The following is a 24,865-nucleotide window of genomic DNA, read 5'->3' on the forward strand; positions in this document are numbered from 1 at the left end:
CGGTCTACAGCGCGGAGGAAGCGTGAACGTGAACCATCAGGCATCGAAGATTGCCGCCGTCCTGGCGGCGGCTGCGCTTGCGCTTTCCGCGTGTTCTAGCAACGAATCGGATGGCGGGGTGGAAAAGGACCACTTTGGCTACCAGGTGCTCAGCGGAATCCGCACCACGAACGCGGGCACGCTTGAAGGCTCGACCGATCTTGTGCAGATGCTTTCCGGCCGGCTGTATCCGGGCGTGTATGTTCCGGGGCCCAACGGCCAGATGATTCCCAACACGGACCTGGTGCGCACCCAGGTGATCCCTGGCGATCAGCGCAAGGTGGTCTACACGCTGTCGGATGAGGCGGTGTTCTCCGACGGCACTCCGGTGACGTGCTCGGATTACTTGCTCACGTTCACCGCCGGGCAGTACCCCGAGGCTTTCGGGGCGCACCTGCCGCTTTTCGACGACGCCGAGGCGCTTTCGTGCACCCCTGGCTCGAAGGAGTTCACGCTCACCTTCAAAGAGGAGCGTGGCGCGCGATGGCGCGGTTTGTTCGAGGCAGGCACGGTGTTGCCCTCCCATGCAGTGGCGGCGAAGTTGGGAAAGAGCGTCGAGGCGCTTGTCGACGATCTCAACTCGGACGATATTGCGCGCCTGAAGCCCATCGCCGATGTGTGGCGCCGCGGTTTCAACTTGGCGGAGTTCGACCCGGATCTGCAGGTGTCGTTCGGCCCCTTCAAGATTGAACAGGTGGGGGAGCAGGGCGAGGTCCGGCTTGTTGCCAACGAGTTCTACTACGGCGACGCCCCGGCCACCGAGGAGGTCACGGTGTGGCCCGGTCACGCCGACACCGAGCAATTGGCGCAGGCCGGCGCGTTGCGAATCGGTGACCTGCGTGATGCTCACCCGGCCTGGTTTAACAAGGACGCAGAGGGAAACACGTTGAGCGTGGACACCGAAGTGGGCGAGCTGACGGAGACACTGACGTTCCCGGACGTCGGCCTGTGGGCAGAACCGTTCAATCGTCAAGCGCTGTCGCGATGCGTGGACCCGCGCGCGGTCGCGGCGGCGTCTTCGAAGGCTTCGGGCGTCGAGGTGCCCGCGGTTCCGCTCCACGTGGTGCGCCATACCGACCCTCTCGCGCAGCGGCTCAACCACACCGCTGAGCAGAACATGGACGTCAACATTGAGGCGGCTTCCGCAATGGCGGGCACCCAGCTGCGAGTCGGCTATGCGCACCCGAACGCAAGGATGGCGGCGATGGTGGAATCCATGCGCCGCACCTGCGAGCCTGCTGGCATTGAGATCATCGACGTCACTGAGGGCGGCAAGACCCTCGCCGATTTGCCTCGCTCTGTAGTCAACGAGTGGGGCGTGGAGGAATGGACCGAAGGCGGCGCCGACGCGATCTTGCATGCGGTGGACCCGATGCACGAGTACCCAGCGGCTGATAACAGAGCCGAGGATTTGGGCGCGTTGCGGGCCCAGGAGAAGTTTTTGTGGACCGAGCTACCCTCGATTCCGCTCGCTGCCCAGCCGCGCACATTCGCTATCGACGATTCAGTGCGTAACGTGGTGGCGTACACCGGCCCGTCCGGCATCGGCTGGAACATGGACCGCTGGCAGCTAGCCACCGACGAAGCCAAATAAGGACACCACCTACTAGGAGCCAAGCCTCATGTCATCCAACGAAAACCAGTACGCGGACGCTAGGGCCGCGCTGAAGGACAAGATCCGTCTCGTGCAGGACTTCCCGGAAGAGGGCGTGCTGTTCCAAGACCTCACCCCGGTGCTCGCGGATCCTGATGCCCTGCGTGCCGTGATCCAGCAGATGGCGGACGCGAGCCGTAAGCTGGGCGCGGATCTGGTGGGCGGCTTGGATGCACGCGGCTTCCTGCTCGGCTCGGCAGTGGCGTACGAGATGGGCACCGGCGTGCTCGCGATTCGCAAGCAGGGAAAGCTTCCCCCGCCGGTGATCACGCAGGAGTACACCACGGAGTATTCCACGGCCGCGCTCGAGCTGCCTGCGGAGGGCATGGACATCAAGGGAAAGAGCATTGTGCTTGTCGACGATGTCTTGGCAACCGGTGGCACCATGGCAGCGGCCCACGACCTTATTGAGCGTGCGGGAGGCACCGTTGCGGGCTATGTGGTGGTGCTTGAGGTGGAGGGCCTGGGCGGCCGCGAAAAACTTGGCGACGCTCCCGTGGTAGTGCTGAACGAGGGCGCGTAGCCCACGACTAGGATGACTGTTTTAAACAGTTTGAGACCTGGGATCGGAGGCTTGCCATGACCGACAAACCGGTGAAGCGGTCGGGGCCGAGCATGCGCAGCGTCTCCGCGCGGCTTGCGCGCTCGCTGACCGGTGGCGGGCGTCCCCGCACGAACCCCGTGCTCGATCCGCTACTGTCGGTTCACCGCAAGTACCACCCGAAGGCAGACGCGGAAATGCTCAATCGCGCCTACGAGACGGCCGAGCGGCTGCACGAGGGGGTATTTCGTAAGTCTGGCGATCCCTACATCACCCACCCGCTGGCTGTAGCCACGATCTGCGCGGAGATCGGCATGGATACCACCACGCTAGTGGCGGCGTTGTTGCACGACACGGTGGAGGACACTGATTACTCGCTGGCCGACCTGGAGCGCGACTTCGGGCCAGAAGTGGCGAAGTTGGTCAACGGCGTGACCAAGCTGGATAAGGTCGCGCTCGGCGCCGCGGCGGAGGCGGAAACTATCCGCAAGATGGTTGTCGCGATGGCCGACGACCCGCGTGTGCTGGTGATCAAAGTCGCGGACCGTTTGCACAATATGCGGACCATGCGTTTCCTGCCGCCCGAGAAGCAGGCGAAGAAGGCGCAGGAGACCCTGGACGTCATCGCACCGCTTGCGCACCGCCTGGGTATGGCGAACGTGAAGTGGGAGCTGGAGGATCTCGCGTTCGCGATATTGCAGCCGAAGAAGTACGAGGAAATCGTGCGGCTCGTTGCAGACCATGCGCCCTCGCGCGACAGGGCGCTGCGCGAGATCACCGCGGACCTGCAACGCGAGCTGAAAGCCAACGGTATCGAGGCCGAGGTGATGGGCCGCCCGAAGCACTACTGGTCGATCTACCAAAAGATGAGCGTGCGCGGCCACGACTTCAACGAGATCTTCGACCTTGTGGGCATCCGCGTTCTCGTGGACACCGTGAACGATTGCTATGCCGCTGTCGGCGTCGTGCACGCCCTGTACTCGGCAATGCCGGGCAGGTTCAAGGACTACATCTCCAATCCGCGCTTCGGTGTGTACCAGTCGCTGCACACCACGGTGATGACACAGACGGGCCGCCCCCTCGAGGTGCAGGTGCGCACGCACGAGATGCACTACAACGCCGAGTTCGGCGTGGCCGCGCACTGGCGCTACAAAGAGACGAAGGGTTCGCACAAGGGCAATCAGGCCGAGGTGGACCAGATGGCCTGGATGCGTCAGCTGCTGGACTGGCAAAAAGAGGCGGCAGACCCCAACGAGTTCTTGGATTCGCTGCGCTACGACTTGACCAGCCAGCAAATCTTCGCCTTCACCCCGAAGGGCGATGTGGTGGACCTGCCCGCGGGTTCCACACCGGTTGACTTCGCGTATGCCGTGCACACCGAGGTTGGCCACCGCTGCATCGGCGCGAAGGTGAACGGCAAGTTGGTCACCCTGGAAACCGAGTTGAAGAACGGCGACAGGGTGGAGATCTTCACCTCCAAGGACCAGAACGCGGGCCCTTCGCGCGACTGGCAGGATTTCGTCGTCTCGCCGCGTGCGAAGACGAAGATCCGCCAGTGGTTTGCCAAGGAGCGCCGCGAGGAGCAGCTAGAGGCAGGCCGTGACGCGCTCGCCGCCGAGGTGCAGCGCGGCGGGCTACCCATGCACCGGCTGTTTACCAACGAGTCCATCCGCCAGGTGGCCACCCGCTTGCACTACCAGGACGTGGACGGGCTCTACACCGCAATCGGTGCGGGTAACGTCACTGCGGCGCACGTGGCGCGCCTGCTCATGGAGATGTTCGGCGACGAGGACGACGCGGTCGACGCACTGGCGTCCCGCGCCCCGATGTCGGCGCTCGTGCGCCCGCAGAGCACCGGCGACGGCCCCGGCATCCTCGTGGAGGGCAGCCCCGACGTGATGGCGAAGCTGGCGAAGTGCTGCCAGCCGGTGCCGGGCGATGAGATTTTCGGGTTCGTCACGCGCGGCGGGGGAGTATCCGTGCACCGCGCCGATTGCACGAACGCGACGAAGCTGAACGAGGAACCGGAGCGGCTGATTAACGTCTCGTGGGCCTCGGCAAGCTCGACGCGCAGTGCCTCGCGCGCGACGATCCAGCTTGAGGCGCTGGACCGCAATGGGCTGCTCACCGAGACCACCGGTGTGCTTTCGGATGCGAAGTTGCCAATCCTGGCAATGTCGTCCCAAGCCGGCGACGACCGTATCGCCACCATCCGGCTCACCATCGAGGTTTCCGACATCAAGCAGTTGGGTTCCATCATGAACCAGATCCGCAACATCGAGGGCGTTTTCGACGTCTACCGCGTCACGGCCTAGGGCTGCTGCTGGAAACAAGAATGGCCCGGCCCACATATAGGGGCCGGGCCATTACACGTAGAAAAGCGTACTAGCGCGCCAGGCGACCGAGCACCGTCAAGATTTGGGCGACCAGCGCAATGATCGCGGTGATCGCAGCGATCCAGTCCTTGATCTCCTGCGGCGTGAGATCCTTCGCCGAGCTGTTCTGAATCTCACCCCACAGCGAAGTGTCCGTACCCGCCGGATCCTTGGCCACCGGCTTCGCGTCGGCAGCCACGGCGCCCGAAGTCAGCACAGCGGCGGCGGTGGTGGCGGCTACAAGGCCGGTACGTAGCTTCATTGAAAAACCCCAATCGTTTTGAAAATGAGATGCTGTCGCGTTACCCGCGGGAAAGTGGGCGTGCACTGCCGAAAAGGCTAGTGGCCGCGTGCCCCCTGCGCAAGCATGCGCGGCCGGGGCAAGCGGCCACAATTTCAGGCCAGCCGCAAAGGCTACTTCACGGTGACCTTCTCAATACGGACCTCGTCTGCCGGTGCGCCGTCCGGGGCACCGTCTTCCACACCCTTGTCTGCGATCTTGGCCAGCGTGTCCAGGCCTTCGTCGCTGATCTGGCCGAAGTAGGTGTACAGCGGGGGCAGCACGGAGTCCTCGTAATTCAGGAAGAACTGCGAGCCGTTGGTGCCCAGGCCTGCGTTCGCCATCGCGATGCTGCCGCGCGGGTAGAGCATCGGCTTTTCCTGCAGCGCGTAAGAGGTCGCCATGTTCTTCTCTTCCTCGGTGGCGTCTTCGGTCAGGCCGAACTGCTCGAGGTCGATGTCGCCTGCTTCCTCAAGTGCCTCGTCGGTGGGGAACTCGTTGGGGAACTGGAAGCCCGGCCCGCCGGCGCCGCTGCCGGAGGGGTCGCCGCACTGCAGCACCTTCAGGCCTGCGGAGGTGGTTAGGCGGTGGCACACGGTGTCGTTGAAGTACCCCTCAAGCGCGAGGTACTCAATAGCGTTTACGGTGCACGGAGACACTGCGCGGTCGAGCTCCATGCCGATCGGGCCCTGGTTGGTGTCCAGCTCCACGTTCACGGTGCCCTCGGTGGAGACATCGTCGGTTTGCGGCACGCCGACGGAGTACTCGTCGCTGTCCGCCGCTTCCTCGTCGTAGGTGCAGCTCACCGTGGCCGGCAGGGCGGTGGCGCGGGTGGTGGCCACAGCCTCGTACTGGCTGGTGTCAAGCTCTTCGTTCTCTTCCGGCTGCTCCTCAGTCGCGATCTCGGCGTCCGTCTCGTTCGCAGTGAGGTCTTCCTCGCCGCCTCGGGTGGCTGCGAAGTAGATGCCGCCGCCGATGGCCACCATGACTAAAAGCGACAGGGCCGCCACAGTCCAGGGGCGGGACTTTTCCTTGCGGTCGCGCGATTCCAACTCGCGTTCCAGGTTGGACAAGGCTTCCTTGCCGCGCTGTTCGTTCGATGCCACCGGGGTGAACCTCACTTTGCTCGGGGGTGGGGAGCGGAGCCGTCGATAAGCAACTGCTCCTTTAACAACGTGTCAGACTAGCAGCCGCGCGGACCGAAGCGCGCTTATATTGGGCTGCATGCGTATTGCGGGATTTGCAGCGGGGCCGTTTCAGACGAATTGCTATGTCGTAGCGGGCGACGAGGCGGGGGAAGCCTTCGTGGTGGACCCGGGGATGGGCGCCCACGCGCGGGTCGAGGAGCTCGTGCGCGCCGAAGGGCTGGAGGTGGTTGCGGTGGTGCTCACCCACGGCCACATTGACCACACGCGCGACGCGGCGGCGTTCGGGGTACCCACCTATATCCACCCGGCGGATCGGTACATGCTCGACGGAGGCAAGGGGCTTGGCGCGGAGACGCTCCAGCTGCACGACGCGGCGCACATGGGGGAAATTGAGCAGGTGCTGGATCTGCCGGGGGAGGGTGAAATTGAGGTTGCGGGCATTTGCTTATCGACGATCCACGCGCCCGGCCACTCACCCGGCTGCGTCATGCTCACCACGAACGAAGTGGTCTTCTCAGGCGATGTGTTGTTCCGCGGCTCGATCGGACGCACCGACTTCGACCATTCCGACCCGGACGCGATGCGCGAGACCCTGCGCGGGCCGGTGTGGGACCTTGACGATCAGCTCACGGTGCTGCCCGGCCACGGCCCCGCCACCACGGTGGCGCACGAGCGGGCCACCAACCCGTTCGTGCGGGAGGCGAACCAAGACCGCTAGGCAGCCAGGCGCGTGGGAGGACTAGACTTTCCATCCGTGAGCGAGAAAGTAGAAGACCAGTTTCAGAAGCTGTCCGCGCCCAAGGGTGTGCCGGACTACGTGCCGCCAGCGTCCTCGACGTTCATCCATGTGCGCGACGAGTTTGCCAAGCAGGCCCGCCTGGCCGGCTACCAGCACATTGAGCTGCCGGTCTTCGAAGACACCACGCTGTTCGCCCGCGGCGTCGGCGAATCCACCGACGTGGTGAGCAAGGAGATGTACACCTTCGCAGACCGCGGAGGCCGCTCCGTGACGCTTCGCCCGGAAGGCACCGCCGGCGTTATGCGTGCGGTGATCGAGCACAATTTGGACCGCGGCTACCTGCCGGTGAAGCTGAACTACTACGGCCCCTTCTTCCGTTATGAGCGCCCGCAGGCGGGCCGCTACCGCCAGCTGCAGCAGGTGGGTGTGGAGGCGATCGGCGTGGACGATCCTCTGCTGGACGCCGAGGTCATTGCGCTTGCGGATCGCTGCTACCGCGAGATCGGCCTGACGGGCTTTCGCCTCGAGCTGACCAGCCTGGGGTGCCGCGACTGCCGCCCGGCGTACCGCGAGAAGCTGCAGGGGTTCCTCTTCGAGCTCCCGCTGGATGAGGAAACCCGGCACCGCGCCGAGATCAACCCGCTACGCGTACTCGACGACAAGCGCGAAGAGGTGCGCGCGATGACCGCGGATGCGCCGCTGATGCTCGACCACCTCTGCGAGAACTGCCGCACGCACTTCGAGGTGGTTACCGGCACGCTGGATGATCTGGGAGTCGCGTACGAGATCAACCCGCGCATGGTCCGCGGGCTGGACTACTACACGAAGACCACGTTCGAGTTCGTCCACGACGGCCTCGGCGCGCAGTCCGGCATCGGCGGCGGGGGCCGCTACGACGGTCTCATGGCGCAGATCGGCGGCCAGGACCTCTCCGGCATCGGCTTCGGCCTCGGCGTGGACCGCGCGGTGCTCGCGCTCGAGGCGGAGGGCGTGCAGCTCGAGGGGGTCGACGCGCGCGTGGACGTCTTCGGCGTCGCCCTCGGTGAGGAGGCCACGAAGCGCATGAGCTTGCTTATCGACGAGCTCCGCGCAGCCGGCATCGCCGCCGACATGGCCTACGGCGGCCGCGGGCTTAAAGGCGCGATGAAGGGCGCCGACCGCTCCGGCGCCCACACCGCCCTCGTGCTCGGCGAGCGCGAGCTTGAGGCGGGTGAGGTGACGGTGAAGAACCTCACCGATCAGTCGCAGCGCACGGTGGCACTGGACATCGACGCCATCATCCAGGCGATCTTCATCCCGGAAGATGAAGCTTAAGGCCTAAACTGCTAGCACTCCGTGATGTTCACGGGCAGGCCGAGCTGCACGGCGAGCCCGCCCATGGACGTTTCCTTGTAGCTGGACATCATGTCGCGGCCCGTGGCTGCCATCGTCTGGATGACGTCGTCCAGCGTGACGATGTTGGTGCCGTCGCCAAGCTTCGCCAGGCGCGCGGCGTTGATGGACTTCACCCCGCCGATGGCGTTGCGCTCAATGCACGGCACCTGCACCAGCCCACCCACCGGGTCGCAGGTCAGGCCGAGGTTGTGCTCGAGGGCGATCTCGGCGGCGTTTTCCACCTGCGCCGGAGTGCCGCCGAGTACTGCGCACATGCCCGCGGCCGCCATCGAGGATGCGGAACCGACCTCACCCTGGCAGCCGACCTCCGCGCCTGAGATTGAGGCGTTCGTCTTGATAATGGAACCGATCGCGCCAGCGGTGAGCAGGAAGTCGCGAGCTTCCTTCGCCCCGAAGTTGTCGGTGAAGTCCCGGCAGTAGTGCATCACTGCGGGGATAATTCCGGCGGCGCCGTTGGTGGGGGCGGTGACAATCTGACCGTGGGCGGCGTTTTCCTCGTTGACCGCCAGCGCGTACAGGTTCACCCACTCCATTGCGTCGAGACCGCGCGCCGTGGATGCCTCGTACTCCGCGGTGAGGAGCCTGTGCAGCCGGTTCGCCCGGCGGCGCACGTTCAACCCTCCTGGTAGGGTGCCTTCGGTTTTCAGGCCGTGAGCGACGCACTCCTGCATGACGTCCCAAACGGCGTCCAGGTGTCCGTCGAGAAGCTCCCGGCTGTGCATGCGCTCTTCGTTGGCGCGCACGATCTCCGCAATCGTCATTTCGTGCCGCTCGCACAGCGCGACCAACTCGGCGGCGGAGCTGAACGGGTAGGGCACCACCGTCGGGTGGCTCGCCGTTGCCACGCCCGTTTCGTCGCCGTGGTCCGCCATGCCCTCGCGGTCCAAGATGAACCCGCCGCCGACGGAGAAATAGTCGACGTTTTCCGCGAGCACGTTTCCGTCCGCGTCCCACGCGGTGAACGTGAGGCAGTTCGGGTGTTCGGGCACGGGCTCGGGGTCGAAGATAACCTCGTAGTCCACTGCACCGGTCAGCCCCTCGATGGTGCCCTGCGCAGGGATGGGCTCGCCGGGAAACGGCGCGATGTCGGCGGACGTAGTGGTGGGGGTGTAGCCGACGAGCCCCAGCAGCGCGGCCCGGTCGGTGCCGTGGCCGACACCGGTGGCCGCGAGCGAGCCGCGCAACACGATGCGCACGGCTGCTGGCTGGGTGCCGAGTGTTTCGATGAACGCGTTGGAAGCCCGCATGGGCCCGACCGTGTGAGAGGACGACGGGCCGATACCGATAGAAAACAGATCGACAACGCTAACCGTTTGAGCCATGGCGCGAAGTTTAACCGACGAGGTTGAACTTAGGATGCAGACGCCAACGCGGGAATGTCGGTGGCTCCGAGGACCGAAAACGGCTTTTGTGTGGGTTTGCCGTGTTCAGAGATGATTGCCAGGCGCGGCATGGCTCCGCTTTCAAGCGGGGTGGTGAGTGCTTCCACCGCCGCGGCGGCGGTGACCGTGCGGGGCAAAAACACTGGCTGATCCAGGCGGCCTGAGTGTTCGAGTACCTCACCGATGGTGGCGGGGTGGATGCGGTCGTCGTCGCCAAGCTCCGCGGCCACCCAGCGCGCGATTGCGTTGGTGGTGAGCAGGCCGACGCACTCGCCGCCGTCGTATATGGGAAACTGCGCCAGTCCTGTCTCGAAGATGGTGGCCAAAGCGACGTGGATGTCCTCATCCGGCGTGAATGTGATCACCCGCTGCTGCGCAACGACGTCCGCGGCGAGAGCAGGGCGGATCAACGTGTCGCGCAGCTGCTCAATCTCAGCGACCGTCTCCGGTAGCGGCTCGGCGATGGGGCGTAAGTCCTCGTACTCGCCGTGGCTGATCGCGTTGCGCAAGTCCGCAAACTCTTGCAGCGTGTCGGACTGCTCGCGGGTAATGATGCCTTTCTTCGCCGCCGTGCGGGCCATCCAGGAAAACCCGTCCGATCTCTTCGCATCCAACTCGCTACGAAGAAACGCCTCGATCGCGTTGAACGCGGCGAGGAAGGGCACCGCCCTGTTCGTCCCCGTCCTGTTCGTCCCCGTCTTGTTCGGCTCTGCGCTGTTCGTCTCTGCGCTCACGTGGTCAGCGCTTTCTAGTCGCGGTACGCGCCGCGGTTCAGCGTGTCGCAGCTGGACATCTTGCCGGAGTTGTAGCCGGAGAGGAACGCGTCCATGCGCTGCTGCGACGATCCGTGGGTCCAGGCGTCAGGGTTGACCTCGCGGCCGGACTGCTCCTGAATGTGGTCGTCGCCGATCGCCTGGGCGGTCTTCACGGCTTCGCGCAGCTGCTCGTCGCTAATCGGCTCCAGTGCCGCATTCTCACCCTGGGATGCGTGGTGGGCCCAAAGGCCCGCGTAGCAGTCCGCCTGCAGCTCGATCGCCACGGCCGCAGAGTCCTGGCCCGGGTTGGAGTAGTCGCTCATCCCGAGCGTGCCCTCGAGCTGCTGAATGTGGTGGCCGTACTCGTGTGCCGCCACGTACTCCTGGGCCAGCGGGCCGTTCGAACCACCCATTTGGTTCAGCGCCTCGAAGAACGCGACATCCATGTAGGCGGTGGTGTCGCGCGGGCAGTAGAACGGTCCGGTATCGCCGGTGGCGTAGCCGCAGCCGGTGACCACGTCGCCCTTGAACAGTTCCAATTCCGCCTTAGTGAACTTCACGTCTGCCTGGGCGGGCAAGAGGTCAGCCCAAATATTGTTCAGGGACGTCATGGTCGCGGCGATGCGGCAGTCGTCGAACTCGTTCGATGCGTTGGGTTGGTCGCAGTGCGCCAAGTTGTAGTCGCCGGATTGCTGTCCTTGGCCCTGCGGAGCGGTGCCGCCGCCCCCGCCACCGCTGCCCCCGAGAAGCAGCCAGAGGACGAGCAGCAGAATGATCACGCCGCTGCCGCCTCCGCCGAGGAGCAGTGGCAAAGCCAGTAGCCCGCCGGGGCCGCCGCCGCGGCGGCCGCCTCGCCCGCCGGCTCCCGAGCTCGTGCGGACACTCCCGCCTTGTCCCTGCGCATAATCGCCTTTGAATGTCATGTAAAGAAATATGCCAAATAAAGCTGCGCCGTGTGGCAGGACTGGCCAGGGTGGGGCTTAAGCGACCCAGCGATGATGCAGTGCAGCGGCCAGCAAAACCAGTAGGGGCCCTGGGGCCACCGGCAGGTGAAAGCGGGGGCGGGTAAACTCTTCGAGGTTAGATTCGCGAACACGAGAAAAGGACGTGGAAACTACCGTGCTGCGCACTCACCTTGCGGGAAACCTCGGCAAAGAACTTGAGGGCCAAACTGTCACCCTCACCGGCTGGGTCGCTCGTCGCCGCGACCACGGCGGAGTGATCTTCATCGACTTGCGTGACCGCTCAGGCTTGGCCCAGGTGGTCTTCCGCGAGTCCGAGGTGGCGGAGGCTGCGCACGATCTGCGCAGCGAGTACGTCATCAAGGTCACCGGCGTGGTGGAGCCGCGCCCGGAGGGTTCTGCAAACCCGAACCTCGCTTCCGGCGAGATTGAAATCAACGTCAACGAGCTTGAGGTGCTGAACAAGGCCGCCGCTCTACCGTTCCAGATTGAGGACGCATCCTCGCAGGAGGTCGGCGAGGAGACGCGCCTGAAGTACCGCTATCTGGATCTGCGCCGCGACCGCCAGGCCAAGGCGATGCGCCTGCGTGCAGCCGCGAACCAGGCGGCCCGCCGTGTGTTGGATAGCCACGATTTCGTAGAGATTGAGACGCCGACGCTGACCCGTTCCACCCCGGAGGGCGCACGCGACTTCCTGGTGCCTGCTCGCTTGAAGCCTGGTTCCTGGTACGCCCTGCCGCAGTCGCCGCAGTTGTTCAAGCAGCTGCTCATGGTCGCGGGCATGGAGCGCTACTACCAGATTGCGCGTTGCTACCGCGACGAGGATTTCCGCGCCGACCGCCAGCCGGAGTTCACCCAGCTTGACGTCGAGGCTTCCTTCGTGGACCAGGACGACATCATCGCCCTCGCCGAGGAGATCCTGGTGGAGCTGTGGAAGCTCATCGGCTACGACGTCCAGACCCCGATCCCGCGCATGACCTACGCGGAGGCGATGGAGAAGTACGGCTCGGACAAGCCGGACCTGCGCTTTGACATCCCGCTGGTGGAGTGCACCGAGTTTTTCAAGGACACCACATTCCGCGTGTTCAAGGCCGAGTACGTCGGCGCTGTGGTGATGGAGGGCGGCGCCGACCAGCCGCGCCGCCAGCTCGATGCGTGGCAGGAGTGGGCGAAGCAGCGCGGCGCGAAGGGTCTCGCGTACATCCTGGTCAAGGAGGACGGCGAGCTCGCTGGCCCGGTGGCCAAGAACATCACTGAGGAAGAAAAGGCGGGCATCGCCGAGCACGTCGGCGCGAAGCCGGGCGACTGCATCTTCTTCGCGGCAGGTGAGACCAAGGCGTCGCGCGCACTCCTCGGTGCGGCCCGCGGCGAGATTGCGGAAAAGCTTGGGCTTATCGACGAAAACGACTGGGCCTTCACCTGGGTCGTTGACGCGCCCCTGTTCGAGCCTGCTGCTGATGCCACCGCCTCCGGTGATGTGGCACTCGGCCACTCGAAGTGGACCGCAGTCCACCACGCGTTTACCTCGCCGAAACCGGAGTACCTGGACAACTTCGACGACAACCCGGGCGAGGCACTCGCGTACGCCTACGACATCGTGTGCAACGGCAATGAGATCGGCGGCGGCTCCATCCGTATCCACCAGGCTGACGTGCAAAAGCGCGTGTTCGAGGTCATGGGCATCACGGACGAGGAGGCGGACGAGAAGTTCGGTTTCCTGCTCGACGCGTTCAAGTACGGCGCTCCGCCGCACGGGGGCATCGCATTCGGTTGGGACCGCATTGTGAGCCTGCTCGGCGGGTTCGAGTCCATCCGTGACGTCATTGCTTTCCCGAAGTCCGGCGGCGGCGTGGACCCGTTGACTGACGCGCCTGCGCCGATTCCGGCGGAGCAGCGCCGCGAAACCGGTGTGGATTTCAAGCCGAAGAAGCAGGACGCGCAGGCCGAGGACGGTAAGCACAACGAGGTTGTGCTCGACGACGTCGCGGCCGACAACGAAGCAGAAGCGGCCGGCGCGGGCGACGCGAAGTAGGTGTCTCGCCTACAGGCGCATCCACCGCGCCTCTAGGCCGGGCCTGCGGAAGGCAGCAAAGCAGATGGAAAACGCGAACGGCATCATCACCCAAGCGACGGATATCCTCACCCGCCGCTACGGCGGTGCCCAGCACCTCACCGACGTTGAGCGGCTGAGCGGGTCCGGTCTGGGCGAGGTGTACCGGGCGAAGGTGGCGAAGAATCCGTTCTTCCAGCACCGCTCGGTGGTGGTCAAGCACGCCCCCTCGACGGGCAACGTGCTTGATGATGCTGCGTTCCTGCGCGAGGTGGTGGCCTACCAATTCACCACCTCGCTCAGCAGCCAGGTACGGCCAGGCCCGACACTTTTGGGTTACGACACCGAGAAACGCCTGATTATCATCTCCGATTCCGGCGACGGTGAAACACTCGCGGACGCCCTCGAGCGGGCGGACGCGGAGGAGCACGTGACCATCCTGCGCAACTTGGGCACCGCTCTAGGCAAGATGCACGTGGGCACCTCCGATGAGGAGGACGCGTTCAATGTGTTGTTCCACCGGATGACGCGCTCGCGCACTGGTGCAGCGAAGGTGCAGCAGTTGCGCGACAGGCTGCTGGCACACCGCATCCGTTTGGGCGTGGACATCGTTGCGAGAAGCGGCATCGAGGTGCCGCACGAGGTCGAGGCGACTGCGGCGAATGTGCGCAGCCGTCTGCTACGCGGCGGTATGCGCGCGTTTACGCCATTTGATCTCGCGCCCGACAACATCATTTACGCCGACGGTAAGCACCACTTTTTGGATTACGAGTGGGCTGGTTTCCGCGATGTCTCTTTCGACGTGGCGTTTGTGGTTGCGCGTTTTCCCATGTTCCTGGCAGCGCAGCCGTTTAGCGCCGAGGCGACGCAGGCGTTCATCGACGCTTGGGTTGCCGAGGTGAAATCGCGTTGGCCTGGCGTGGAGCACGCGGACACACTGCGTGCGAGAATTACCGGCGCGATGATCGGCTGGGCGATGAGTTCGGTGACCGCGCTCGATCCGCAGACGGTGGCGGGGCTCCTAGCCGACGATGCCGCGTTGGCAGCCGAATTTAAGGCAGCCGGAGTGGAGAGCTTCGACACGTCCGATGATCCGGAGGAGACCGCTGAGTGGGCGCGAGGTGACATCTTGCGCCCCCGCAACGAGGCGCCGTTCACCGAGGAGGAGATGCTCGTGCGCCGCGACCTGCGTGAGACGTTCGAGGCGCTTTCTGGGTTCGCAGGTGAGGGCGAGGATCCGGCTTACCGCACCATTGCAGCGTTTGCCTCGAACGTGGCGCGCAGGCTGCAATAGGAGGTTGGGATTGCAAGACGGGCTTTTCGACGCCGACCCAGCACCCGGCTCCCCATCCAGCGCCGCGGGCAACCGCGGTTCGAGCTTCTTCGAGGCCTCCGCTTCCGCGCCACTGGCTGCACGAATGCGGCCGCGCAGTTTGGACGAGATCGCCGGCCAGCGTCACTTGCTGGCTGAAGGCAAGCCGCTGCGCCGCCTGATCGAAGGCTCGGGCGCGGCTTCGGTGATTCTCTACGGCCCGCCGGGCTCCGGCAAGACCACGATTGCTTCGCTCATCGCTTCGTCGATGGGGCAGAACTTCGTCGCGCTTTCCGCGTTGTCTTCCGGGGTGAAAGAGGTTCGCGCGGTTATCGACGAGGCCCGACGCGACCTGGTCCGCGGCGAGCGCACCGTGCTGTTTATCGACGAGGTGCACCGGTTCTCCAAGACGCAGCAGGACGCGCTGCTTGCCGCGGTGGAGAACCGCACGGTGTTGCTCGTCGCCGCAACCACGGAGAACCCGAGCTTTTCTGTGGTGGCGCCGTTGCTGTCGCGTTCGCTGCTGCTCAAGCTCGAGCCGCTCGACGAGGAAGATCTGCGTGGGGTCATTGACCGCGCACTTGCCGACTACAGGGGCCTGAACGGGGCATTTTCGCTTGACGACGACGCCCGTGAGCAGCTCGTCCTGCTCGCCGGGGGCGACGCCCGCCGCGCGTTGACCTATCTCGAGGCCGCCTCCGAGGCGGTGAAGCCCGGCGAGACAATCACCATCGAGGTGGTGCGAGATAACGTCAACCGTGCGGTGGTGCGCTACGACCGGGATGGCGACCAGCACTACGACGTGATTAGCGCGTTCATCAAATCTATCCGAGGCTCCGACGTGGATGCCTCGCTGCACTACTTGGCGCGGATGATCGAGGCGGGCGAAGACCCCCGTTTCATCGCGCGGCGTTTGGTCATCCACGCCTCCGAGGACATCGGCATGGCGGACCCTACGGCGCTGCAGACCGCTTCGGCGGCAGCCCAGGCGGTGCAGTTCATCGGCATGCCGGAGGCGCGGCTGGCGCTGGCGCAGGCAACGATCCACCTGGCCACGGCCCCGAAGTCCGCATCCGTGTACAAGGCGATCGCGAAGGCGCAGGAGGACGTTCGGTCGGGTAAGGCCGGCCCGGTGCCGCCGCATCTTCGCGACGGTCACTACGAGGGGGCCAAGGCCATCGGCAGTGCGGTGGGCTATGTGTACCCGCACGATGACCCGGCAGGCGTCGTAAAGCAACAATATGCTCCGGACGGGTTGCAAGACGCCGTGTACTACGAGCCAACCGGGCACGGAGCCGAGCGACGGGTGAAGGATTACCTGCCAAGACTACGAAACATGGTGCGCGGAGTAGAGTAATGCCGGATAACCACCGGCAGTATCGAAAGGACCTTCCCGCGTGCAGACTCATGAGATCCGAGAGCGGTTCACCAACCACTTCGTTCAAGCAGGGCACACCAACGTGCCCAGCGCCTCGCTGATTCTGGACGACCCGACCCTTCTGTTCGTCAACGCCGGCATGGTGCCGTTCAAGCCGTACTTCCTGGGCGATCAAACCCCGGATTTTGCAAACGGCACCGCCACATCGATTCAGAAGTGCGTGCGCACCCTCGACATCGAGGAAGTCGGCATCACCACCCGCCACAACACTTTCTTCCAGATGGCGGGCAACTTCTCCTTCGGCCAGTACTTCAAAGAGGGCGCGATTAAGCACGCCTGGAGCCTGCTTACCTCCTCTGTCGAAGAGGGCGGCTACGGGCTCGACCCGGAGCGGCTGTGGGTGACCGTCTACCTGGACGACGATGAGGCGGCCGCTATCTGGCGCGACCAAATCGGCGTTCCGGAAGAGCGCATCCAGCGCATGGGCATGGAGGACAACTTCTGGTCCATGGGCATCCCGGGCCCGTGCGGGCCGTGCTCCGAGATCTACTACGACCGCGGCCCGGAGCACGGCGTGGAGGGCGGCCCAATTGCCGACGATAACCGCTACATGGAGATCTGGAACCTCGTGTTCATGGAGTCCATCCGCGGCGAGGGCGACAAGAAGGGCAACTTCGAGATCGTCGGCGAGCTGCCGCAGAAAAATATCGATACCGGTCTTGGCATCGAGCGCGTCGCCTGCATCCTGCAGGGCGTGGACAACGTCTACGAGACCGACTTGCTGCGCCCGGTCATCGACGCCGCAGTGGAGCTCACGGGCGCGAAGTACGACGCCGGCAACCAGGAAGACGACGTGCGTTTTCGCGTGATCGCGGACCACGCCCGCACTGGCATGATGATCATCCTGGACGGCGTCACCCCGTCGAATGAGGGCCGCGGCTACATTCTGCGCCGCCTGCTGCGTCGCATCATCCGCTCCGCGCGCCTTCTGGGCGCCACCGGCCCGGTGATGGAGACGTTCATGAACACCATCATGGACACGATGACGCCATCGTTCCCCGAGATCGCGGAGAACCGCGAGCGCATTCTGCGCGTAGCGGTGGCAGAGGAGAAGGCGTTTTCCAAGACACTTGAATCCGGCACGACGCGTTTCGACGAAGCGGCCGGAGCAGCGAAGTCGGCCGGTGCCGGTGTGCTGCCAGGTGAGCAGGCCTTCGAGCTGCACGACACCTACGGCTTCCCAATCGACCTCACCGTGGAGATGGCTCGCGAAGCAGGCCTTGAGGTGGACATGGACGCCTTCAACGTCGCAATGCAGGAGCAGCGCGACCGCGCAAAGGCGGACAACAAGGCGAAAAAGCACCGCAATGTCGACGAGTCGCTGTACCGCGAATGGGTGGACAGCAACCCGACCGAGTTTGTGGGCTACGACCAGCTCACCCACGACGGCACCGTCATCGGCCTGGTGCGCGACGGCGAGAAAGTCGGCGAGGTCTCCCAGGGCGACGAGGTTGAGGTCATCCTGGATGTCACCCCGATGTACGCCGAGTCCGGTGGCCAGATGGCCGACCGCGGCCGGTTGGTCATGGGCGATACCGTGCTCAACGTGAACGACGTGCAGCGCGTGGGCAAGAAGCTGTGGCTGCACAAGGCCACGGTGCAAAACGGTGGCCTGGATGTGGGTTCCACGGTTACCGCGGAGGTCGACGGCGCGTGGCGCCACGGAGCGCGTCAGGCGCACTCCGCGACCCACCTCATCCACGCCGCCATCCGCCAGGTGCTCGGCCCCACTGCAGTGCAGGCGGGCTCGCTGAACAAGCCGGGCTACCTGCGTTTCGACTTCAACTACACCGAGGCACTCACGGACGCACAGCTCGAAGAGATTGCCACCATCACCAACCAGGCAGTCGACGCGGACTTCGAGGTCAACACCATCGAAACCACGCTGGATAAGGCGAAGGCGATGGGTGCGATGGCCTTGTTCGGCGAGAACTACGGCGATCGGGTTCGCGTGGTGGAAATCGGCGGGCCGTTCTCTATCGAGCTTTGCGGCGGCACGCACGTCAGCCACGCCTCCCAGATCGGCCCGGTGGCGGTGCTGGGTGAGTCCTCGGTGGGCTCCGGTGCGCGTCGCATCGAGGCGTACTCCGGTATGGATTCCTTCCGGTTCTTGTCCAAGGAAGCAGCGCTCGCGTCCGGTCTTGCCACCGAGCTGAAGACCCCGACCGAGGACCTCCCGGGGCGCATCGCGCAGCTGACGCAGCGTCTTCGCGCAGCCGAGAAGGAGATTGAGAACCTGCACCGCCAGAATTTGCTCTCGGGCACCGCGGAGCTGGCGGCGCAGGCGGAGACGGTTGGCGGCTTTAGGCTCGTCGCAAAGCAACTGCCCGACGGCATTGCGGCAGGCGACCTGCGCACGATGGCGAACGACCTGCGCGGCAAGCTGCAGGGCGAGCAGGCCGTGGTGGTGCTGGCCTCCAACGCCGACGGCAAGGTGCCGTTCGCCGTGGCCGCTACCCCGTCTGCGGTGGAAGCCGGCGTGAAGTCCGGCGACCTTGTGAAGCTGGTCGGCGAGTACATCGACGGCCGCGGCGGCGGCAAGCCCGACTTGGCGCAGGGCTCTGGTGCTAACCCGGCAGGAATCCCCGCGGGGCTTGCAGCGGTAAGCGACGCGTTGTTGAACCGCTAGTAGCGGGGCGGCCGCGTAAGCGCGCGGCGGTGTGAGCCGAGGGGTGAACCTAAGGCGGACACGCCGGGGATTCTCGCCGTTTCACCCAGGAAACCGCTAGGTTGAACACAGGTCACGCGCGAAACCACCTACAAGGAGCGAACGGATGAAGCTGGAACCGGACCAACCTGGGGTCGATGACCCGGGGTCGGGACGCCGTGTCGGCATCGATGTCGGCACCGTGCGCATCGGTGTGGCTGTGTCCGATCGCGACGCCAAGCTGGCTACTCCGGTGGAAACCGTTTCCCGCGCCACCGGGTTCAAAGACCGCGATGGGGAAGATATCGAGCGCTTGCTTGAGCTCATTTCGCAGTACGACGCTGTGGAGGTTGTCGTCGGCTTGCCGCGCGACCTGAAGGGCAACGGCTCCAAGAGCGTGAAGCACGCGAAAGAGATCGCGTTTCGTATTCGCCGCCGCATGCCGGAAATGCCGGTGAAAATGGCCGACGAGCGGTTGACCACCGTCGCGGCCACCCAGTCGCTGCGCGCCTCGGGCGTGAGTGAAAAGGCGGGCCGTGCCGTCATCGACCAGGCCGCCGCCGTGGAGATTTTGCAATCGTGGCTCGACGGACGCCACCACTACCTCAAGGAGAATGCATAGTGTCTACCCGCCAAGCCGCCGCACGGCGCACACGGGGCACCGCAGTGCTCGTCGCCTCGATTCTGCTTATCGTGGGGCTGATCGCGTGGATCGCGATCGCTCGCGGCAGTGGCTCGTCCGCCGACTATTCTGGCGCCGGCAACGGCGAAGAGATGGTGGTGGAGGTCCCGGAGGGCTCGAACCTGTCCGCACTGGGCCCTGAGCTGGAGGAGCGCGGCATCGTGCGTTCTGACGGGGCGTTCCAGACCGCGGCGGCGAACAACCCGGACGCCGATAACATTCAGCCGGGCTTCTACCGGCTGGAGGGGGAGATGAGCGCCGAGTCCGCAGTGGAAGCGCTGCTCGACCCGGAGCGTCGCATCACGCCGCTGCAGGTCTACGGCGGTGCCACGCTGATGGACGTCAACGTGGTTGGGGGTCAGACCCGCATGGGTATTTTGTCCATGATCCAGCAGGTTACCTGCGGCCCAGAGCCGAAGCCGGGTTGCGTGGATGTGCAGCAGCTTAACGACGTTGCGGCGAACGCGGACCCCGCGGCACTGGGTGTGCCGCAGTGGGCCCTGGAAGTTGTGGGTGCCCGCGCGGGCGATCCGAAGCGTCTCGAAGGGCTTATCGCCCCGGGTGAGTACATCATCGACCCGGACGCATCCGCGGAAGCCATTCTCACCGACCTGATCACCCGCTCGACGAAGCTCTACGATTCCACGGACATTGAAAAACGCGCTCAGGCAATCGGTCTGACGCCGTACGAGCTGCTCATCGCCGCGTCTCTGGTGGAGCGTGAGGCGCCCGCCGGCGAGTTCGACAAGGTCGCCCGCGTGATTTTGAACCGTCTCGACGAGCCGATGCGCCTGGAATTCGACTCCACCGTGAACTACGGCTTGGAAAACGTCGAGGTAGCCACCCGCACCGAGGACCGCGAACGCGTCACCCCATGGAACACCTACGCCATGGACGGTCTGCCGCAGACCCCGATCGCGTCGCCGTCGATGGAAGCCATCGAAGCGATGGAGCACCCGGCTGAGGGCAACTGGCTCTTCTTCGTCACCGTCGACCAGGACGGCACCACCGTATTTAACGACACGTTCGAGCAGCACCTGGAGGATACGCAGCGCGCATACGACTCCGGCATCCTGGATTCGCAGCGCTAATGACGCAGGTAGTTTCTCCCGGCTCGCAGGCGCGCCACCGGGCCGCGGTGCTTGGTTCGCCAATCAGCCATTCGCTGTCGCCCGTGCTGCACTCCGCGGGCTACGAGGCCGCGGGGCTTCAAGGGTGGGAGTACTCCCGCATCCTCTGCGAGGCGGAGGATTTGCCCCGCGTGGTTGGGGAGTGCGATGCGTCCTTCCGCGGGTTCTCGGTGACCATGCCGTGTAAGTTCGCGGCGCTTGAGTTCGCTGATGACGTGACCGACCGCGCCCGTGAGGTCGGGTCAGCCAACACGCTCGTGCGGCTTGACGACGGGCGTTGGCGCGCAGACAACACCGACGCCGAAGGCGCAGTCGTGGCGATTCAGGAGCTGCTCGGGGAAACCGAGCCAAAGCGGGCCGTGCTCGTTGGCGCTGGCGGAACAGCGCGTGCCGTGATGTGGGCGCTTCGGACCCTTGGCGCCCGCGAGGTGGTGGTGGTGAACCGCACCGACCGCTCGGGCGAGTTCGCCGATCTGGCCCGCGGGATGGACGTCCGCTTCGTCGGTGTGGATGAGGATGTCACGGACATCACGTGCGCGGCCGACATCGTAGTATCCACGGTGCCCGCACACACGATCGGCGAGCGAGCCGTTGGTTTGGCGCATGCGCCGGTGTTTGACGTGATCTACGATCCGTGGCCGACCTACTTGGCCACCCGAGCGGCCGCGAATGGCTACCCGACAGTGGGTGGGCTCTCTATGCTGGCGGGCCAGTCGTATTCCCAGTTCGAGCAGTTCACCGGTGTAGAAGCACCGCGTGAGGCGATGCGCGATGCCCTGCTTCGCGCGAGACAGCACCAGCAAAAGTAGCTGCCTGCCGTAGTAGGCTCCCCAGGTATGGGGAGCGGGGGAATCTGGGTGCTATGCCTCGGTGGCGCCACGAGTCTTTGCTGGGCAGTGGTGCTTGTGTACTACGACATCACGTCGCGGCGTCTGCCGAACCCGCTGACGGCCCCGCCCGCGCTTGCCGCAGTCGTGGCGTGCGTGGTGTGGCCGTCGCTTTCGCCGGGGTTGGTGTGGCCTGCCGCGTACTTGGTTTCCGGCCGCGGCATCGGCGGGGGAGACGTGAAGCTCGCGGTGCCGCTCGGCGTGGCGTGCGCTGCCGCGGGCGGATACTTCGCGGTGTTGATGGCGGTTGCGCTTTCCGGAGCGTTCACGTTGTTGTTTGCGGCGCTGAACAGGAGAAAGGCGATTGCGCACGGGCCGTCCATGCTTGCAGCGACGGCTGTGGTGATAGCGGGTTTCATGACTTGAGCTCGCGCCGTGTGGCCTGTGGGGGTGCCCCGTTCGGGGTATAAGCCAGGTGTGACGGTATGGCGGACGCTTTGCTGTGCAAGAATATCGCCATGCTTCGTTGGACTACCGCCGGTGAATCGCACGGCCAGGGTCTTGTTGCACTCGTTGAGAATGTTCCCGCAGGGGTGCCAGTGCGCAAGGAAGAAATCGCCCACCAGCTCGCCCGCCGACGTCTCGGCTACGGTCGCGGCGCACGCATGAAGTTTGAGGCGGACGAGCTCACCCTGCTAACCGGCGTGTTGCACGGTGAGTCCATTGGCAGCCCGATCACCATCCAGATCGGCAACACCGAGTGGCCGAAGTGGACCACGGTGATGTCGGCGGAGCCGGTGGACATGGATGACCCCGAGGTGGCAAAGGCGATGTCATCTGGCCGCGCGGCGGCGTTGACGCGCCCGCGCCCGGGGCACGCGGACTTCGCGGGAATGGTGAAGTACGGTTTCGACTCCGCCCGTCCGGTGCTGGAGCGCTCATCGGCCCGCGAGACTGCGGCGCGTGTGGCCGCAGCATCTGTGGCGCGCAGCTACCTGCGCGAGACCCTCGGCGTCGAGGTGTTTTCGCACGTGATTTCCATCGGTGAATCCGCGCCATATGCGGGGCCGAGCCCGAGCTTTGAGGACATCGAGGCTATCGACGCTTCCCCGGTCCGCGCCTTCAACAAGAAGGCCGAGGCGGACATGGTGTCGTGCATTGAGGCGGCGAAGAAGGACGGCGACACGCTCGGCGGCATCGTCGAGGTGATCGTCGATGGCCTGCCGGTGGGGCTTGGCTCGCACGTGTCCGGCACCCGCCGCCTGGATGCGCGCCTTGCCGCGGCGCTGATGGGTATTCAGTCGGTGAAGGGCGTGGAGATCGGCGACGGCTTTGAAGAGGCGCGCCGCCGAGGCTCGCAGGCGCACGACGAGATGGAGCTTGACGATGGTGCGGTGGTGCGCGCCACGAACCGCGCCGGCGGGCTTGAGGGCGGCATGACCAATGGTGAGCAGCTGCGCGTGCGCGCCGCGATGAAGCCTATTTCCACTGTTCCGCGCGCGCTCAAGACGATCGACATGGCTACCGGCGAGCCCGCGACCGGTATCCACCAGCGCTCCGACGTGTGCGCGGTGCCCGCTGGTGGTGTGGTGGCCGAGGCGATGGTTGCGCTGGTGCTCGCAGAGGCCGTGAGTGAGAAGTTCGGCGGCGACAGCGTCGAAGAGGTACGCCGAAACGTGCAGGCCTACGCCGACGCGGTGGCGCGCCGGCTCGAATTCGCAGATGAAACGGGGGAGACCACGGAGGTGACTCAGGGTGACTAACACGCCCGCAGACATTGTGAACGACTTGTTCGATGGCGACACTCAGGCTTTTGTCGAAGATGACGCCCCGAGTGCGTCGGAGGTGGTCAACGCGGCGCCGTCGATAGTGCACTCGGCTCCGCGCGTGGTACTGGTGGGTATGCCGGGATCGGGCAAGTCCACCATTGGGCGCCGGGTGGCGAGTGCGTTGAACTTGCCGATTGTGGATTCGGACCTGCTCATCGAGCAGGCCACCGGCAAGCCGTGCGGCGAGGTGTACGCCGAGTTGGGCGAGGAGCACTTCCGCGAGCTGGAGGAGGAATACGTCGCGCGCGCCTTGGCCACCGGCGGTGTGGTCAGCCTTGGCGGTGGCGCGGTGCTCTCCGCTGCAACCCGCCAGTTGCTCAACCGCCACACGGTGGTGTGGATCGACGTGAGCGTCGAGGAAGGTCTGCGCCGCACGGCGGACGATACGTCACGCCCGGTGCTCGCCGCGGACGAGGACGGCGACCGTGAGCGACGCTACCGTGAGCTGATGGAGTACCGGGAGCCGTTCTACCGCGAGGTGTCCACGTTCAGGGTGCGCACCGATGAGCGCCCGCCGCAGCGTGTGGTCGCGGAGATCCTCGGGTTTATCGAGACTGACTAGACCTGGCCGCGCTAAAGCCCGGCCGCGAAAGGGAGCGAGAAAGCATGGCTGTAGTTGAGGTAACTGGGCCGAGCCCGTACGAGATTCACATCGGGCACGCGAATCTGGACCAGGCGGCGGCACGCGTGGTGAGTATCGGCGCGCGCAATGCGCTCATCGTGCACCAGGAGCCACTTGCGGGCGTGGCGCAGCGTTTAGTCGGGCAGCTTGCTGGGTCGGGCATAAACGCGGTGCCAGCGCTCATCCCGGATGCGGAAGTAGGAAAAACGCTTGAGGTCACCGGTTCGCTGTGGGACACACTCGGCGAGCACGGCTTCTCCCGCCAGGACGTAGTGGTGGGCCTGGGCGGGGGAGCGGCAACCGATCTGGCTGGCTTTGTCGCCGCGACCTGGATGCGCGGCATCCGCGTGGTGCAGGTGCCCACTACGCTGCTCGCCATGGTTGACGCGGCCATGGGCGGCAAGACCGGCATCAACACAGCCGCGGGCAAGAACTTGGTCGGCGCGTTCCATGAGCCGGACAGCGTGTACATCGATCTCGACCGCATTGACACTCTGCCCGAGGTGGAGGTGGTCTCCGGTTCCGCGGAATTGGTGAAAACGGGTTTCATTGCGGACCCGAAGATTCTGGATCTCTACCGCGACGGCGCGCAGAACCACTGGGCTGAGCTGGTGCAGCGCTCCGTAGCGGTGAAGGCGAGTGTGGTGAGCCAGGACTTGAAGGAGTCGGGCCTGCGCGAGATTTTGAACTACGGCCACACGCTCGGCCACGCCATCGAGCGCCGCGAGAACTACACCTGGCGCCACGGTAATGCGGTTGCGGTGGGCATGATGTTCGTCGCGCACTTGGCAAAGGGCAGGCAGCTTATCGACGATTCCTTGGTCGCCCTCCACGAAGAAATCATCACGAGCGCCGGCTTGCCTACCCGCTACGAGGCCGGTGCATTTGACGAGCTGTACGAAGGCATGACGCGCGACAAGAAGAACCGTGACGGGCGCATCCGTTTCGTGGTGCTCGATGGGCTTGGGTCGTGCACCAGGCTGGAGGACGCGAGCGTGGAGGAGATGCGCGCGGCCTACGAGGCGGTTTCGGAATAGAGCGGAAGGGTGGTTAGCGGC

General features: G+C 65.1%; 21 protein-coding genes. 16 read left to right on the top strand and 5 right to left on the bottom strand.

Features of this window, described 5'->3' with window-relative positions; translation table 11 throughout:
• Positions 1–22 precede the first annotated feature (22 nt).
• Genes HWX32_RS04645 through HWX32_RS04655 form a run of 3 tightly spaced genes read left to right on the top strand, consistent with a single transcriptional unit; the run spans position 23 to position 4,549 of the window.
• Positions 23–1,633, top strand: a complete 1,611-nt coding sequence (locus HWX32_RS04645; RefSeq protein ID WP_175934883.1) for an ABC transporter substrate-binding protein — start codon at positions 23–25, stop codon at positions 1,631–1,633.
• Between the two features lie 28 nt (positions 1,634–1,661).
• Positions 1,662–2,216: an adenine phosphoribosyltransferase gene (locus tag HWX32_RS04650; RefSeq protein ID WP_175934884.1), complete on the top strand. Its 555-nt coding sequence runs from the start codon at positions 1,662–1,664 to the stop codon at positions 2,214–2,216.
• Positions 2,217–2,272: 56 nt separating this feature from the next.
• Entirely contained in the window at positions 2,273–4,549 is a 2,277-nt protein-coding gene (locus HWX32_RS04655; RefSeq protein WP_175934885.1) for a bifunctional (p)ppGpp synthetase/guanosine-3',5'-bis(diphosphate) 3'-pyrophosphohydrolase, read from the top strand.
• A gap of 70 nt (positions 4,550–4,619) precedes the next feature.
• Here HWX32_RS04655 and HWX32_RS04660 read toward each other — a convergent pair whose 3' ends face one another.
• Both HWX32_RS04660 and HWX32_RS04665 read right to left on the bottom strand, forming a co-directional pair.
• Positions 4,620–4,871, bottom strand: a complete 252-nt coding sequence (locus tag HWX32_RS04660; protein ID WP_075466691.1) for a hypothetical protein — start codon at positions 4,869–4,871, stop codon at positions 4,620–4,622.
• A 152-nt stretch (positions 4,872–5,023) separates the two neighbouring features.
• Positions 5,024–5,995 (bottom strand): peptidylprolyl isomerase, encoded by a 972-nt coding sequence (locus HWX32_RS04665; RefSeq protein WP_175934886.1) that lies wholly within the window; start codon positions 5,993–5,995, stop codon positions 5,024–5,026.
• 118 nt (positions 5,996–6,113) lie between these two features.
• Here HWX32_RS04665 and HWX32_RS04670 point away from each other — a divergent pair, with 118 nt between their 5' ends.
• The gene (locus HWX32_RS04670; RefSeq protein ID WP_175934887.1) at positions 6,114–6,755 is read left to right on the top strand and encodes an MBL fold metallo-hydrolase; all 642 of its coding nucleotides are present in this window, start codon (positions 6,114–6,116) and stop codon (positions 6,753–6,755) included.
• Between the two features lie 36 nt (positions 6,756–6,791).
• Positions 6,792–8,090, top strand: coding sequence for a histidine--tRNA ligase (hisS, locus tag HWX32_RS04675; RefSeq protein ID WP_175934888.1), 1,299 nt, complete (start codon positions 6,792–6,794; stop codon positions 8,088–8,090).
• Between the two features lie 11 nt (positions 8,091–8,101).
• Here hisS and HWX32_RS04680 read toward each other — a convergent pair whose 3' ends face one another.
• The 3 genes from HWX32_RS04680 to HWX32_RS04690 are packed head-to-tail and all read right to left on the bottom strand — an operon-like array spanning position 8,102 to position 11,231.
• Positions 8,102–9,493, bottom strand: coding sequence for an L-serine ammonia-lyase (locus HWX32_RS04680; RefSeq protein WP_075466697.1), 1,392 nt, complete (start codon positions 9,491–9,493; stop codon positions 8,102–8,104).
• Positions 9,494–9,522: 29 nt separating this feature from the next.
• Positions 9,523–10,287, bottom strand: a complete 765-nt coding sequence (locus HWX32_RS04685) for a CBS domain-containing protein (RefSeq protein ID WP_175934889.1) — start codon at positions 10,285–10,287, stop codon at positions 9,523–9,525.
• Positions 10,288–10,301: 14 nt separating this feature from the next.
• Positions 10,302–11,231, bottom strand: coding sequence for a neutral zinc metallopeptidase (locus HWX32_RS04690; protein ID WP_082259735.1), 930 nt, complete (start codon positions 11,229–11,231; stop codon positions 10,302–10,304).
• Positions 11,232–11,427: 196 nt separating this feature from the next.
• Between HWX32_RS04690 and aspS the strand changes: the two genes are divergently transcribed.
• The 11 genes from aspS to aroB all read left to right on the top strand — a co-directional run bounded on the left by aspS (position 11,428) and on the right by aroB (position 24,844).
• Positions 11,428–13,302 (top strand): aspartate--tRNA ligase, encoded by a 1,875-nt coding sequence (gene aspS, locus HWX32_RS04695; RefSeq protein ID WP_175934890.1) that lies wholly within the window; start codon positions 11,428–11,430, stop codon positions 13,300–13,302.
• A 64-nt stretch (positions 13,303–13,366) separates the two neighbouring features.
• The gene (locus tag HWX32_RS04700; RefSeq protein WP_175934891.1) at positions 13,367–14,614 is read left to right on the top strand and encodes a phosphotransferase; all 1,248 of its coding nucleotides are present in this window, start codon (positions 13,367–13,369) and stop codon (positions 14,612–14,614) included.
• 10 nt (positions 14,615–14,624) lie between these two features.
• Positions 14,625–15,989 (top strand): replication-associated recombination protein A, encoded by a 1,365-nt coding sequence (locus tag HWX32_RS04705; protein WP_254868300.1) that lies wholly within the window; start codon positions 14,625–14,627, stop codon positions 15,987–15,989.
• Between the two features lie 40 nt (positions 15,990–16,029).
• Positions 16,030–18,699, top strand: coding sequence for an alanine--tRNA ligase (alaS, locus tag HWX32_RS04710; RefSeq protein ID WP_175934892.1), 2,670 nt, complete (start codon positions 16,030–16,032; stop codon positions 18,697–18,699).
• Between the two features lie 145 nt (positions 18,700–18,844).
• Entirely contained in the window at positions 18,845–19,339 is a 495-nt protein-coding gene (gene ruvX, locus HWX32_RS04715; RefSeq protein ID WP_175934893.1) for a Holliday junction resolvase RuvX, read from the top strand.
• Positions 19,339–20,490, top strand: a complete 1,152-nt coding sequence (mltG, locus tag HWX32_RS04720) for an endolytic transglycosylase MltG (RefSeq protein ID WP_175934894.1) — start codon at positions 19,339–19,341, stop codon at positions 20,488–20,490. The genes ruvX and mltG overlap by 1 nt, the downstream gene beginning before the upstream one ends.
• The gene (locus tag HWX32_RS04725) at positions 20,490–21,338 is read left to right on the top strand and encodes a shikimate dehydrogenase (RefSeq protein ID WP_075466713.1); all 849 of its coding nucleotides are present in this window, start codon (positions 20,490–20,492) and stop codon (positions 21,336–21,338) included. Before mltG ends, HWX32_RS04725 begins: the two co-directional genes overlap by 1 nt.
• A 27-nt stretch (positions 21,339–21,365) precedes the next feature.
• Positions 21,366–21,782 (top strand): prepilin peptidase, encoded by a 417-nt coding sequence (locus tag HWX32_RS04730; protein ID WP_175934895.1) that lies wholly within the window; start codon positions 21,366–21,368, stop codon positions 21,780–21,782.
• A 92-nt stretch (positions 21,783–21,874) separates the two neighbouring features.
• The gene (aroC, locus tag HWX32_RS04735) at positions 21,875–23,119 is read left to right on the top strand and encodes a chorismate synthase (RefSeq protein ID WP_175934896.1); all 1,245 of its coding nucleotides are present in this window, start codon (positions 21,875–21,877) and stop codon (positions 23,117–23,119) included.
• A gap of 139 nt (positions 23,120–23,258) precedes the next feature.
• Positions 23,259–23,747: a shikimate kinase gene (locus HWX32_RS04740; RefSeq protein ID WP_175935041.1), complete on the top strand. Its 489-nt coding sequence runs from the start codon at positions 23,259–23,261 to the stop codon at positions 23,745–23,747.
• Between the two features lie 44 nt (positions 23,748–23,791).
• Positions 23,792–24,844, top strand: a complete 1,053-nt coding sequence (gene aroB / locus HWX32_RS04745; RefSeq protein WP_175934897.1) for a 3-dehydroquinate synthase — start codon at positions 23,792–23,794, stop codon at positions 24,842–24,844.
• Positions 24,845–24,865 lie beyond the last annotated feature (21 nt).

It is taken from the genome of Corynebacterium sp. Marseille-P4321 (assembly GCF_903645305.1).
Taxonomy (GTDB): Bacteria; Actinomycetota; Actinomycetes; order Mycobacteriales; family Mycobacteriaceae; genus Corynebacterium.

What these genes read in the sequence shown, in the direction of transcription:
- aroB (WP_175934897.1), top strand. Translation starts at nt 23,792, where the DNA reads ATGGCTGTAGTTGAGGTAACTGGGCCGAGCCCGTACGAGATTCACATC.
- HWX32_RS04740 (WP_175935041.1), top strand. Translation starts at nt 23,259, where the DNA reads ATGCCGGGATCGGGCAAGTCCACCATTGGGCGCCGGGTGGCGAGTGCG.
- HWX32_RS04700 (WP_175934891.1), top strand. Translation starts at nt 13,367, where the DNA reads ATGGAAAACGCGAACGGCATCATCACCCAAGCGACGGATATCCTCACC.
- aroC (WP_175934896.1), top strand. Translation starts at nt 21,875, where the DNA reads ATGCTTCGTTGGACTACCGCCGGTGAATCGCACGGCCAGGGTCTTGTT.
- HWX32_RS04650 (WP_175934884.1), top strand. Translation starts at nt 1,662, where the DNA reads ATGTCATCCAACGAAAACCAGTACGCGGACGCTAGGGCCGCGCTGAAG.
- HWX32_RS04690 (WP_082259735.1), bottom strand. Translation starts at nt 11,231, where the DNA reads ATGACATTCAAAGGCGATTATGCGCAGGGACAAGGCGGGAGTGTCCGC.
- HWX32_RS04725 (WP_075466713.1), top strand. Translation starts at nt 20,490, where the DNA reads ATGACGCAGGTAGTTTCTCCCGGCTCGCAGGCGCGCCACCGGGCCGCG.
- HWX32_RS04730 (WP_175934895.1), top strand. Translation starts at nt 21,366, where the DNA reads ATGGGGAGCGGGGGAATCTGGGTGCTATGCCTCGGTGGCGCCACGAGT.
- HWX32_RS04655 (WP_175934885.1), top strand. Translation starts at nt 2,273, where the DNA reads ATGACCGACAAACCGGTGAAGCGGTCGGGGCCGAGCATGCGCAGCGTC.
- ruvX (WP_175934893.1), top strand. Translation starts at nt 18,845, where the DNA reads ATGAAGCTGGAACCGGACCAACCTGGGGTCGATGACCCGGGGTCGGGA.
- HWX32_RS04680 (WP_075466697.1), bottom strand. Translation starts at nt 9,493, where the DNA reads ATGGCTCAAACGGTTAGCGTTGTCGATCTGTTTTCTATCGGTATCGGC.
- HWX32_RS04660 (WP_075466691.1), bottom strand. Translation starts at nt 4,871, where the DNA reads ATGAAGCTACGTACCGGCCTTGTAGCCGCCACCACCGCCGCCGCTGTG.
- HWX32_RS04670 (WP_175934887.1), top strand. Translation starts at nt 6,114, where the DNA reads ATGCGTATTGCGGGATTTGCAGCGGGGCCGTTTCAGACGAATTGCTAT.